Here is an 11,985-nt window from a genome sequence, read left to right on the forward strand (position 1 = left end):
TCTATATTTCCATATAAAAAAGTAGATTCTTTAGAAAAATTTTATATTAACAGACTTGGAAGAGAATTATATAATTTATTTTTTAGGGATTATACAGAAAAAGTATGGGGAGTAAAGCCTTCTGAATTAAGTCCAGATTGGGGAGCACAAAGAGTTAAAGGGCTTTCTGTTTGGAAAACTATAATCAATGCTTTAAAACCAAAAAAGAAAAGTAATGATATAAAACAAAAAGGTGTAGAAACTAGTTTAATAGAGAAGTTTTTATATCCTAAATATGGTCCAGGTCAATTATGGGAAACAGTAGCAAAAGAAATAGAAAATATGGGTGGAAAAATACATTTTAATAAAAAAATAGATAAAATTAAAATTGAAAATAATAAGATTATTTCAATCACTTCAAATGATAATGAAACTATAGATAATATTGATTATTTAATTTCCACAATGCCTGTAAAAGATTTAATTAATTCTATATCATCTATGAGTGAAATTCCACAAGATGTATCAATGATAGCATCTAAGCTTCAATATAGAGATTTTATAACAGTTGGATTATTATTAAAAGACATAGCTTTGCATAATAAAGATGGAATTGTAAAGGATAATTGGATTTATATACAAGAGCCTTATGTAAAAGTTGCTAGGCTTCAGTTATTTAATAATTGGAGTCCTTATATGGTTTCTGATAAAAAACTTCATTATGTTGGTATGGAATATATGTGTTTTGAAAATGATGAGTTATGGTCTATGAGTGATGATGAGTTTATAAAATTTGCTATAGGTGAAATGAAATCATTAAAATTGATAAAAGATGAGGATATAGTGTCTTCTAATATTGTTAGAATTAGAAAGGCTTATCCTTCTTATACAGGTGTTTATGATGAATTTTATAAGATAAGGGAATATACAGACAAAATAGATAATTTATTTTTGATAGGTAGAAATGGAATGCATAGATATAACAATATGGATCATTCTATGCTTTCTGCTATGGAAGCTGTTAATTGTATAATTAATAATAATACAGATAAAAGCAGTATTTGGAATATTAATACAGAAGAAGAATATCACGAAGAAAAATCTAATTAAAAATTATAAGGGTTAAAGCTATTAAAAGTTTTAACCCTTATTTATTGTTTTAATTATAAATTACATCTCTACCACTAAAGCAGTACCCATACCGCCCCCTATACAAAGCGTAGCAAGACCTTTTTTAGAACCACGTTTTTTCATCTCGTATAAAAGTGTAGTAAGTATTCTAGCACCAGAAGCTCCTATAGGGTGTCCTATAGCAATAGCCCCTCCATTAACATTTACTATATCCATATTGAATTTTAACTCACGAGCAACCGCAATAGACTGAGCAGCAAAAGCTTCATTGCTTTCTATTAAGTCCATATCTTCAACATTGAGATTAGCCATTTTTAAAGCCTTTCTGCTAGCTTCTATTGGTCCAATTCCCATTATTCTAGGTTCAACTCCATGTGTAGCATAACCTAAAACTTTAGCCATAGGTTTAATTCCAAGTTCATCAGCTTTTTCTTTAGACATAAGTACCAAAGCAGAAGCAGCATCATTAATACCAGAGGCATTACCAGCAGTAACAGTGCCGTCTTTTTTGAATGCAGGCTTTAATCTAGATAAAGATTCCATAGTAGTACCGAATGTAGGGTGCTCATCAGTATCAACTACTATTTCTCCTTTTTTAGTTTTAATTGTAACAGGCACTATTTCATCTTTAAATCTTCCACTTTTTATAGCAGCCTCGGCTCTATTTTGACTTCTGCAAGCAAACTCATCTTGCTCTTCTCTTGTTATTTTCCACTGTTCTGCTATATTTTCTGCAGTAACCCCCATATGATAATGCTCAAAAGCACAAATAAGAGCATCATTAAGTAAAGTGTCTTGCATTTTTGTCTCGCCCATTCTAGCCCCCATTCTCATAGCAGAAGAAGTATATGGAGCCATACTCATGTTTTCAGTTCCTCCAGCAACCACTATATCAGCATCACCAGCCTTAATCATTTGTGCTGCCATTGATACTGCTCTAAGTCCAGAACCGCATAATATATTTATGGTTAATGCAGGTTTTTCTACAGGTATACCAGCATTAACAGAAACCTGCCTTGCTACATTTGGAAGAAGTGCTGATTGTATAACACAACCAAAATAAGTTTCATCAACTTGCTCTGGTTTAATATTTGCTCTTTTTAAAGCCTCTTTTACTGCAATAGTACCAAGCTCTACAGCTGAAGTGTTTGCAAATGAGCCTAAAAACTTACCTACAGGTGTCCTAACGGCACTTGCTATTACTATTTCTCTCATAATATAATCTCCTAATAAAAACCTTATTATGTATAGTATAGTCAATAAAAATATGTTTTACAATAGTTTATACTTGTTAATATAGTTTTATAGTGTATAATGAGAAAAATGAAAAAGAAGTTAGAATTACAAACAACAACTCTTTGGGATTACCCTTCCCAGCAATACTTAAAAAGCGAAGAAGAAAAGCATAAACATTATATAGGAGCAACACCTTCATATATAATATGGAATTTATTAAATAGATACACAAAAGAAAAAGATTTGGTAGTAGACCCAATGGCTGGAAGCGGTACAACTATTGATGTTGCAAGAGAACTCGGAAGAAGAGCTTTAGGATACGACATTAATCCAAAGGCATTAGAGAGAAAAGATATTTTTAGAGCCGATGCTAGAAAGATACCTATAGAAGATGAAAAGGTAGATTTTGTTTTTATTGACCCTCCTTATAGCACACATATAAATTATTCTGATGAAAAAAATTGTATAGGAAAATTAACTGCAAAAACAGATGAGTATTATAACGCTATGGAGAAAGTTATATCTGAAATATTTAGAATAATGAAAAAAGATAGGTATATGGCTTTATATGTTTCAGATTCTTATGAGAAAGATTATCCTTTTATGCCTATAGGTTTTAAGCTTTTTGAGATTATGAGTAAATATTTTATGCCAATAGATATAGTTTCTGTTGTAAGGCACAATAAAAGTTTAAGTAAGGGTAATTATCATTTATCTGCCATAGAATATAATTATTATTTAAGAGGTTTTAATTATCTTTTTATAATGTATAAGAAAGGAAATAAAACAATAGATAAAAACGGTAAGGTTCATTTAAGGCATTTATAAAATTAAATTTTTATAAAATATTTTTAAAATAAAAAAGGACAGCCTTAAAGCTATCCTTTGTAATATATTTATAAAAAAGGTTTTATTACCAAATCATTAAAGTAGAACCCCAAGTAAATCCGCCGCCAAATCCTGTAAGAAGAACTAAATCACCATCATTAATTTTATTATTATCCAAAGCATCAGTTAAAGCTAACCCTATACTTGTTGAAGAACAGTTTCCAAATTTATTTAATACAACGCTTACCTTTTCCATAGGAAGACCTATTCTTTTTGCAACAGCCTGCATGATTCTCAAATTAGCTTGATGCGGTACAAAATATTTAACATCGCTTAATTGTTTTCCAGTAGATTCTAAAACTTTATCTATGCTATTAGAAAACTCAGTAACAGCTCTCTTAAAAGTTTCAGAACCATCCATATGTATTTTAAACTCAGGAGCTTCCAAATCATCAGCCCTTATAGGACAAACACTTCCACCATTAAGAACTATACTCATGTCAGGTTCGCTTTGCATATGCATGCCTATTATTCCTTTTCCGTCATCTCTTGTTGTAATTAATGAAGCAGTAGCAGCATCTCCAAATAGAATTGCTGTGCCTCTATCTTTCCAGTTAACATCTTTAGTAAGTTTTTCACTACAAACTATCAGTACATTTTTACATTGTCCGCTTTCTATTAATGAAGTAGCAGTATTTAATGCATATATATATCCAGAGCAAGCAGCAGATAAGTCTAAAGCAAAACAATGATTAAGCCCTAATGCTTGTTGTAATTGTCCAGCCATAGATGGAAATATATAATCTTTTGTTACAGTAGGAACTAATATAGCATCAACTTCTTTTAAATCCACACCTTTTTTTTCTAAGTTTTTAACGGCATTAATTCCCATTTCAAAAATAGTTTCATCAGGTCTTGCCATATGTCTTGTTTCTATACCTGTACGAGTTACTATCCATTCGTTATTAGTGTCTAATATGCTTTCAAAATATTTGTTGTCTAATATTCTTTCTGGTACATAATAGGCTATGTTTTTAATGTATGCTCTTTTCATTGTAAGCTCCAATTTAAATATACTTTTCTAGTATAGAATATATTACTTTTAAAAAAAAATGATATAGTTATTAGTAACTATTTTTTAGTTATACTATTATTATTTATAAAAAAAGCAAAAATAAGCTATATGCCTACTTTTGCTTTTTTATAATATTTAAAAAATTATTAGGGTATTATTCTAACACAACAATAGCATTAGGTTCTTTTATTCTAGGCAAAACAGTTTCCATAATTCTAAAAGTATGATTAAGGTCTTTTTGCTCTAAGTATGCAGTGGACATATCAACACCAATAGCTAAATCTATATATTGAGGCTCTACACATATAATAGCAGCCTTTTTACCTTTTATTGTAGGTATATTATATAGATTATGAATCATATTAGTTATTCTTTGAGCTTCAGTCATGCCAGTACCTTGCTGTATTCTTTGTAAGTCAAAAAATAATCCCTGACTCAAAGCTAATATTATTCTTCCAACTATTCCTTTTTCTCTAATCATATTAATAGCTTTTACAATATCAATGTATGGATTTTCGCCAGCAGACCAATCGCTAATTTTTAGTTTTTGTACACCTTTAGTATTTAATATTCCAGTAACTCCAACAAACTCATTTCCATAAAAGATTAATTCATCTTCTTTATTTGAAAGAGTTTGTGCTGCAAATGATGTTACAGATAAATCTAAAGGCATTTTATTTTTTTCATTATTTTCTATATCTCTCCAAAGAAGAGTGAAGTCTTGATATAACTGTGGAAGTTCCACAGAATGCCTTCCTGAAGTTTTTACTATACCATCTTGAAAAACTTCTTCTCTGTCATTTCTATCATATTGCACGCTTATAGTGCCGGAACCTAAAGGTCCATATATACTTAAAAATCTTCTTCCTATTAAAGTTCTGCTTGCAGTTTCTATTACTGCTTTATCTATTTTACTCCAAAAGTCGCTATCAAAAGGCGAACCATCTCTTGCTAAAAAGTCCATATATTCTCCTTTTAAATTTTATTTTATAATATTTAGTATAATAATAATTATTCTTTTTTCAAACTTCCAACTGTAAGACCTGATAAATCTGGTTCTTTTATTCCCAACTCTTCCATCATTTCTTTTACTTCCATTTCTCCAGAAGCAAAATGTTCAGCCTCTTTAGGGTCTAAATGTCTTAAAAGAGCCATAAGTTCACCAACATGAGCCTTTTCTTCATCTCTAATATCAGCGAGTACTGCCTTAGCAACAGGGTCATCTGTAGCCATACAATGAGCATCATATAAATATATAGCCTCTAATTCCCCAGCTATATCCAATCTCACAGCCTGTATTAATTCTTCTTTACTAATCTTTCTTTCAACATTTGCATTAAACGGGTTTGCAAAACTAGGCATATTTTCCTCCTTTGAAATACCTAATTATACTAATACAATAAATTACTTATTAATATTAATTACTAATAACAAGTATAGTATAAAAAATTATAAAAGTCAACATATAAAACAAATATAAAAAGAAAAAATGATATATATTTACAAATATTTTTATATTAAGTATAATTTATTAGGATATTTAGTTAATTATTTTATGGAGTTTTTTATGACTATTCAAGAAGAATATTTTAAGAATTTATCTAGTATATTAAAAACAAATTTCAATAAAAAAGGTTTTGCTTTTGATAGTTTTGCAAACAAGGAAGAGGCTAAAAAGTTTTTGTTATCTCAAATAAAAAAAGATGATGTTATAACATTCGGTGGAAGCACTAGTGTTAATCAGATGGGTATATTAGAAGATTTAAAAGATTATAAAAACTTTATAGACAGAAACAATAAAGAATTAAAATCAGAGGCAGAGATTAAGGCATTTACTGCTGATGTATATTTATGTTCTGCTAATGCTTTGAGTAAGAATGGAGATGTTATTGCTATAGATGGAGGCGGAAATAGAGTTTCTGCTATGATTTACGGACCTAAAAAAGTATATTTAGTTGTAGGAAGAAATAAAATTGCCAACACTCAACAAGATGCATTAAAGAGAGCTAAAGATTTTGCTGCTTCACAAAACTCTATAAGATTTAAAGTAAATAATCCTTGCTGTGTGGGTGATATGGTTTGTAATGAGAATTGCAATATAGAAGATAGATTATGTGCTTATACTGTTATTATAAATAAATGCCATATAAAAAACAGAATACATATATTATTTATAGATGAAGAATTAGGTTTTTAATCTATTACAAATTATAAGGCTTTAAGTTTACTAAAAGTTTTTATTTAATCATTTGATTTTTCAGTGATATAAAAAATTCCGTAAATATTTACTTTTGTAGATTTATTGGCCTCTATAATTGTTTTATCGAATGCTTCTATATTAAAGCTTACACTTCCTTCACAGTTGCCATTTACTTCTAAAATATTTCCATTATCATAAAAATTAAGTATTATATTCCCGCTTGCTGAAACCGATGATATATTTGGTATAATGTATTTTTTAATATTATCTATTACTTCATATTGATTACTTGATTTTCTTATGATATTGTTTTTATTTACTTCTATATCTGTGTCTATATCTATTCCTATTATTAATGATGTTGGTATTACAGATTTAATATTTCCAGATTTTGAAATTTCTATTTTAAAATTTTGTAAACGCACTTTTCCTACTATATCAGAATATGCAATCAATGTTCCATAATATATTCCAGCATAATCATCTATATTTTTATATTGATTATTGCTTATATTATTGCTGAAAGCTAAATTTATAAATATTAATAAAAAGATAAATATTTTTCTCATTAATTAAAATATATCAATTTAATAAAAATAATTAAAAAATATCATTATAAGCTTTTAGTCCATAACTAGATTCAGCATTTTTTACAGCATTATTAATAGCCCTTCCCATTACAATGGCAGCCAAACTTCCAACCGCATCAATACTAGCCTTAATATCTCCAACAGACATAGCATAAATACTATCTCCGTCTAATGTAGTATGTACAGGTTTTATAGTTCTAGCAAACCCATTATGAGCCATAGATGCTATTTTTCCCATTTGTGTTTTTGTAAACTTAGCATTTGTTATAATAGTTCCTATTGTTGTGTTTTCTACCAAATTGCTTGTAAATGTTATTTCCTTATCTCTTGTAAGTTTTATTAATTCCTCTTCAGAGCTTCTAAAACTTTTTTTATCTTCACCTAAAAGCCCTGCTAATTTCTCTCCTGTGTCATAATCAAATATATCCCCAAAAGCATTAACAGAAACTATAGCTCCCACTTTAACCCCATCAACTTCTAAAGCATAAAAACCTAAACCAGATTTCATAGCATAATCAACACCTAATATCTTACCAACAGAAGCCCCAGTGCCTGCTCCATAATTACCCATTTTTGGATTATTATTCTGAGCATCAATACAAGCATTATAACCCATTTCTATATCCGGACGAACCTTATAATCTCCAATACGTAAATCAAATATACAAGACTCGCAAACCAAAGGAACTTTAGTAACCCCCACATCAAAACCAATATTTCTCTCTTCAAGATATTTCATAACTCCACCTGAAGCATCAAGTCCAAAAGCACTCCCACCGCTTAATAGCACAGCATGTATAACTTCGGTAGTTGCAAATGGTTTTGTAAGTTCGCTTTCTCTCGAAGCTGGTCCTCCTCCTCTCACGTCAAGAGAAGTATTAGCACCGCGTTCGCATATTATTACTGTGCATCCTGTAGCAGCTTCTATATTTTGAGCGTTTCCTATTTTTATATTTTCTATATCTGTAATTTTTATTTCTTTCATATGTTATCCTTAATTTATTATTAATTATAATTAAATCATACATTAAATATCTGTTTGATAATTATATCATAATTTAGTTTTTTTTCTTGATTTTAATTTTAACTATCTTATAATTAATATATAGGCAAATGGAGGTGCTTTATGAGGGTATTAGTTTACGATTCTAACCGAACTATAAGAGATAATATTACAACAATACTACTTATGCAAGGCTATGATGTTGTTGCTGTAAAAGATAAAAAACATATACTTCCTACTTGTTCAAAAATGCCTTTCTCTATTGCTATTATAGAAACATCTCCTTATGATGAAGAAGCTAATAATATTTTAGAAAAAATGTATTATAATGATGTATATAAAAATATTAAGGTTTTAATTTATGTTCCAGAAATTATGCCTGGTTTTGTTTCCAACATGTTTAAAATAGGGGTTGCTGGAATATTGTTTAAACCGTTTAATGAAAAAGATTTTTTTAATAGATTTTCAAATATCTTATCTAAATCTAATTTACTTCCTAAGAGATTAAAATATCCTGTTATTGGTAATGTAAATCATGATATAGTATTTAGACATGAAGAAACTAAGCAGATAGTGCATAGTATGATATTAGAGATGTCTGCTAGGGGTATAAAGTTTTTAATACCAAATGAGCATGTACGTCTTAATGTTGGATATAATATACCACTTACTTATATGTCTATAGGTTCTTATAAAATGACATTCTCTTTAAATATTATAGAAGTGATAGGTAAGGAGTATGTTGGTTTATTTGAAAATTTATCTTCTTTTGACCATAAAGTAATTTGTAAATTTATATACGAAAAATATATAGAAAAAAATTTAGTATCTTAAGTATTGGGATTTGTTATTATGATTAAAGCTTTAACTATAGCGGGTTTTGATGGTTCTGGAGGTGCTGGTATACAGGCAGATTTAAAGGTGTTTTCTGCTTTGGGCTGTTATGGAATGTGTGTATTAACTGCATTGCCTGTACAGAATACTCAAGGGGTGAGAAGCTGTTATGAAATAGATATTAATGCTATAGAAGAGCAGCTATATTGCATATTTGATGATATAGTTCCAGATGCCATAAAAATAGGAATGCTATTTAATAATGATATAATAAAACTTGTTGCTAATTTTTTAGAGAATAATGCTAAAAATATACCTATAATAGTTGATCCTGTTATGGTGGCAAAAAGCGGAGATAGGCTTCTTTTGGAAGATGCGGTTGAAAGCTTAAAAAAATATATTATACCTATTTCTACGGTAATTACTCCGAATATACCAGAGGCAGAGGATATTACAAACAAAAAAATTGTTACAGATGAAGACATGATTAATGCTGCTAATGATATACTTAAAATGGGTGCAAAAAATGTAATGCTTAAAGGTGGGCATTTAGATGGAAAGCTTTCAAGAGATTTATTTATAAACTCTAAAGAACATGAGTTTCTTGATGCTATTAGAATAGACACTAAAAACACTCATGGCACAGGATGCACATTATCTGCTGCTATTTGCAGTTATATTGCACATGGTAAAACTCCTTTAGAAGCATGCATTTTAGCTAAGAATTATTTATTTAATGCTTTAGAATCTGCTAAAGTTGATAGTGTTGGTAAAGGTCATGGACCTGTTAATCATTTTTATGAACTTTGGAAACATTTAAAGTTTTAATTAGTTTTTTCTAAACTGTCTATTAACTCATAATAATACTTTTTACCTTGAAATATATCTTGCGACAATATTTTTTGGGCATTTTCGTATTTAAAAATTTCAGAGTTTTCATCAACATTATTTTCTATTGTTAATGAGTTATTAGTAATTTTATAATATTTATGATATGTGCTTATAGTGTTATCAATATTTTCTTTGTAAAGCAGTGAAATAATAGAGTTTTTATAATTTGTTGCTCCAGCATTAATAGCTATAAACATTGGTATATTTTCTGGAACAATATTTACTGGTGCTTTGTATGCTCCGTTAGTTCCGTCCCATATAAGAAGCGGACTTGGAGTACTATCTTCTAAAAAGCTTTTCTTTATATTTTCGTCCATACTTGAACGCTCTACTATTGCTCTTAAATATGGATACAAATGGTCATGCTTAAATATTATCAATGCATTTGGTGAATATTTTAGTATTGTGTCTCTAATTTTTATTATTTCCATTGCTGCCATTACGGAATTGTCCATAGTTTCTATGAGATTGAGTTTATCATTGCCATTAAAATAATTCATAAACTTTTTATTTTTTTCTGCTATATTAAAATCATTTTCTATATGTGAATCGGTATGTCCTAAAATTGTAAAGCCAGATACAAATATAGGCTTTTTAAGATTATTTATATTAGTTTCTAAGTATTTGTTTATATTTGTGATGTTTAGACCGAATATTGAATTGCTAAAACCTATTGAAGGATAGAATGTTTTAAGGTTGTATGTGTTTAATGCTTCTTCTAATGCCAAAGTGTAGTATCCTTCTTCATTTAAAAGGCTTATTAAAGTGTTATTTATTTTTTCTGATTGAGTTTTAGGATACAGAGGGCTTGAAGCAGTAAGTCCTGCTAGTCTTGCATAAAAACTTCCATTGTTAACATTTGGCGATATTTTTTGTGATGCATTTGCCCATTTTCTATATTCTTTTGGGAAGGGGTCTTTATTAAATAGCTTTACAAAATGAGAATAATCATAAAAAGATTCTAAAAATATTAGAAATATATCCCTTTTATTTTCGCTTTCTTGTAATAATAAATTTGATAAGTTTCTTTTCTCTTCGTAAGCTTTTAATAAGTTTATTGAGTTTAATACTGCTTCTTTGCTTGGCTTTATATTGTTTATTCTGTCATAATTTATTCTGTAATTGAGTGTATATATTATTCCTCTTTTGTTGGCATTTCTTAAAAAATCTATGCTCCATATGTCAACTTTGTTTGGTCTTAAAAATAAAATATATGATATAGCTATGATTGATAATATCATAATTATTGCATTTGATTTTTTTGTTTTAAACATTCTATATAAGTTGCATATAAATAACGATAACAAAAATAATATTGAAGAGAAATATACTATAGTAGATAGTATTGTTATAATTTTCATATATAGAGGAAGCACTGTTATAAGTGAAGAATATAGATTTGGCATATCAGAAAAAAGTATTACCATATCTAACACACTCAATGCTATAGTTTCTATCACAAAAAAAGAAAAATTTGTTATAACACAAAATAGTATTGTGAAAATTATTCTATGATTTTTAAAATGTATAAAATTTGGTATATAACTTAGTAAATTATATGAAATTATTACAAATAAATATGAGTACAGTATATCATAAACATTTGTTTGTAACTTGAGCATTGAAAATGATGGAAGAATTAATTTAGTTATTGAGAAGTAGAGTAGAGTATGTATTATTAGAAGAAATATATATGTTTTATAGTTTTTTATTATGTTTGGTATTATATATAAATACAGTATTGGAAATATTAGTATTATTAAAATAAAAAATATAAATACTTCTTTTTTTAATTTTAACTTGTATTCTATATTTTCTATTTTGTCGTTTGTATTTAGTTTCTTATCTGTAATTAATGTTCCGAATGAGCTTCCATTTTTAAACTTAATAGAGATTATATCTTTTATTATTTGGTTTGTGTTTGGCTGTATTTCATATATTTTATTATTTTTAAAAATTTTTGATTTATATTTAAAAGAAAAAGAATATTTATTTTCTACAATATTTTTAAAGTCTGAGATATATGTAGTTCTTTTGAAATTACCCATAATTGATAGAGGTATTAGTATTAATATTGATATAATTATTGTTATTATAATGTATTTATATAATTTGTTTTTCATATTCTTTTCGTATTATTTTTTATTATAAAACTGTAAAAATAAAATTATGTAAATATTTTTTATTATATATTAATATTGTAAAAAATTGCTTTAAA

Annotated in this window: 12 protein-coding genes; 5 read left to right on the forward strand and 7 right to left on the reverse strand. The window is 28.0% G+C overall.

What is annotated here, in order from left to right:
- On the forward strand, positions 1–1,089 hold a 1,089-nt coding region (locus E6A48_RS02695; protein ID WP_219708443.1), incomplete at its 5' end, for an FAD-dependent oxidoreductase.
- Between the two features lie 60 nt (positions 1,090–1,149).
- Here the strand turns inward: E6A48_RS02695 and E6A48_RS02700 are convergent.
- Entirely contained in the window at positions 1,150–2,325 is a 1,176-nt protein-coding gene (locus tag E6A48_RS02700) for an acetyl-CoA C-acetyltransferase (protein WP_219708445.1), read from the reverse strand.
- 108 nt (positions 2,326–2,433) lie between these two features.
- Here E6A48_RS02700 and E6A48_RS02705 point away from each other — a divergent pair, with 108 nt between their 5' ends.
- Positions 2,434–3,174, forward strand: a complete 741-nt coding sequence (locus E6A48_RS02705; protein WP_219708446.1) for a TRM11 family SAM-dependent methyltransferase — start codon at positions 2,434–2,436, stop codon at positions 3,172–3,174.
- Between the two features lie 85 nt (positions 3,175–3,259).
- Here E6A48_RS02705 and E6A48_RS02710 read toward each other — a convergent pair whose 3' ends face one another.
- The 3 genes from E6A48_RS02710 to E6A48_RS02720 all read right to left on the reverse strand — a co-directional run bounded on the left by E6A48_RS02710 (position 3,260) and on the right by E6A48_RS02720 (position 5,611).
- A complete protein-coding gene (locus E6A48_RS02710) occupies positions 3,260–4,228 on the reverse strand; it encodes a beta-ketoacyl-ACP synthase III (RefSeq protein ID WP_219708448.1) in 969 nt (322 codons plus the stop codon).
- A 175-nt stretch (positions 4,229–4,403) separates the two neighbouring features.
- Positions 4,404–5,213, reverse strand: coding sequence for a family 1 encapsulin nanocompartment shell protein (locus E6A48_RS02715; protein WP_013244480.1), 810 nt, complete (start codon positions 5,211–5,213; stop codon positions 4,404–4,406).
- A gap of 47 nt (positions 5,214–5,260) precedes the next feature.
- Positions 5,261–5,611: a demethoxyubiquinone hydroxylase family protein gene (locus E6A48_RS02720; protein WP_013244481.1), complete on the reverse strand. Its 351-nt coding sequence runs from the start codon at positions 5,609–5,611 to the stop codon at positions 5,261–5,263.
- A gap of 205 nt (positions 5,612–5,816) precedes the next feature.
- Between E6A48_RS02720 and E6A48_RS02725 the strand changes: the two genes are divergently transcribed.
- Positions 5,817–6,446 (forward strand): lactate utilization protein, encoded by a 630-nt coding sequence (locus E6A48_RS02725; RefSeq protein WP_219708450.1) that lies wholly within the window; start codon positions 5,817–5,819, stop codon positions 6,444–6,446.
- A 44-nt stretch (positions 6,447–6,490) separates the two neighbouring features.
- Here the strand turns inward: E6A48_RS02725 and E6A48_RS02730 are convergent, their stop codons facing one another.
- Positions 6,491–7,018 carry a hypothetical protein gene (locus tag E6A48_RS02730; RefSeq protein ID WP_219708452.1) on the reverse strand — a complete coding sequence of 176 codons (528 nt, stop codon included), beginning with the start codon at positions 7,016–7,018 and terminating at the stop codon, positions 6,491–6,493.
- A gap of 31 nt (positions 7,019–7,049) precedes the next feature.
- Positions 7,050–8,024 carry a P1 family peptidase gene (locus E6A48_RS02735; RefSeq protein ID WP_219708453.1) on the reverse strand — a complete coding sequence of 325 codons (975 nt, stop codon included), beginning with the start codon at positions 8,022–8,024 and terminating at the stop codon, positions 7,050–7,052.
- Between the two features lie 141 nt (positions 8,025–8,165).
- On the opposite strand from E6A48_RS02735, the gene E6A48_RS02740 reads away from it, so the two are divergent.
- Both E6A48_RS02740 and thiD read left to right on the forward strand, forming a co-directional pair.
- The gene (locus E6A48_RS02740) at positions 8,166–8,876 is read left to right on the forward strand and encodes a response regulator (protein ID WP_219708454.1); all 711 of its coding nucleotides are present in this window, start codon (positions 8,166–8,168) and stop codon (positions 8,874–8,876) included.
- Positions 8,877–8,894: 18 nt separating this feature from the next.
- Positions 8,895–9,704, forward strand: a complete 810-nt coding sequence (gene thiD, locus E6A48_RS02745) for a bifunctional hydroxymethylpyrimidine kinase/phosphomethylpyrimidine kinase (RefSeq protein ID WP_219708455.1) — start codon at positions 8,895–8,897, stop codon at positions 9,702–9,704.
- Here the strand turns inward: thiD and E6A48_RS02750 are convergent.
- On the reverse strand, positions 9,701–11,890 hold the full coding sequence (locus E6A48_RS02750; protein WP_219708456.1) for an LTA synthase family protein: 2,190 nt from the start codon (positions 11,888–11,890) through the stop codon (positions 9,701–9,703). The genes thiD and E6A48_RS02750 overlap by 4 nt on opposite strands.
- Positions 11,891–11,985 lie beyond the last annotated feature (95 nt).

Source organism: Brachyspira pilosicoli (genome assembly GCF_019402445.1).
Classification (GTDB): Bacteria; Spirochaetota; Brachyspiria; order Brachyspirales; family Brachyspiraceae; genus Brachyspira; species Brachyspira pilosicoli_B.

Excerpts from the sequence above, each read along its gene's own strand:
- E6A48_RS02700 (WP_219708445.1), bottom strand. The coding sequence starts at position 2,325 with ATGAGAGAAATAGTAATAGCAAGTGCCGTTAGGACACCTGTAGGTAAG.
- E6A48_RS02705 (WP_219708446.1), top strand. The coding sequence starts at position 2,434 with ATGAAAAAGAAGTTAGAATTACAAACAACAACTCTTTGGGATTACCCT.
- E6A48_RS02710 (WP_219708448.1), bottom strand. The coding sequence starts at position 4,228 with ATGAAAAGAGCATACATTAAAAACATAGCCTATTATGTACCAGAAAGA.
- E6A48_RS02715 (WP_013244480.1), bottom strand. The coding sequence starts at position 5,213 with ATGGACTTTTTAGCAAGAGATGGTTCGCCTTTTGATAGCGACTTTTGG.
- E6A48_RS02720 (WP_013244481.1), bottom strand. The coding sequence starts at position 5,611 with ATGCCTAGTTTTGCAAACCCGTTTAATGCAAATGTTGAAAGAAAGATT.
- E6A48_RS02725 (WP_219708450.1), top strand. The coding sequence starts at position 5,817 with ATGACTATTCAAGAAGAATATTTTAAGAATTTATCTAGTATATTAAAA.
- E6A48_RS02730 (WP_219708452.1), bottom strand. The coding sequence starts at position 7,018 with ATGAGAAAAATATTTATCTTTTTATTAATATTTATAAATTTAGCTTTC.
- E6A48_RS02735 (WP_219708453.1), bottom strand. The coding sequence starts at position 8,024 with ATGAAAGAAATAAAAATTACAGATATAGAAAATATAAAAATAGGAAAC.
- E6A48_RS02740 (WP_219708454.1), top strand. The coding sequence starts at position 8,166 with ATGAGGGTATTAGTTTACGATTCTAACCGAACTATAAGAGATAATATT.
- thiD (WP_219708455.1), top strand. The coding sequence starts at position 8,895 with ATGATTAAAGCTTTAACTATAGCGGGTTTTGATGGTTCTGGAGGTGCT.
- E6A48_RS02750 (WP_219708456.1), bottom strand. The coding sequence starts at position 11,890 with ATGAAAAACAAATTATATAAATACATTATAATAACAATAATTATATCA.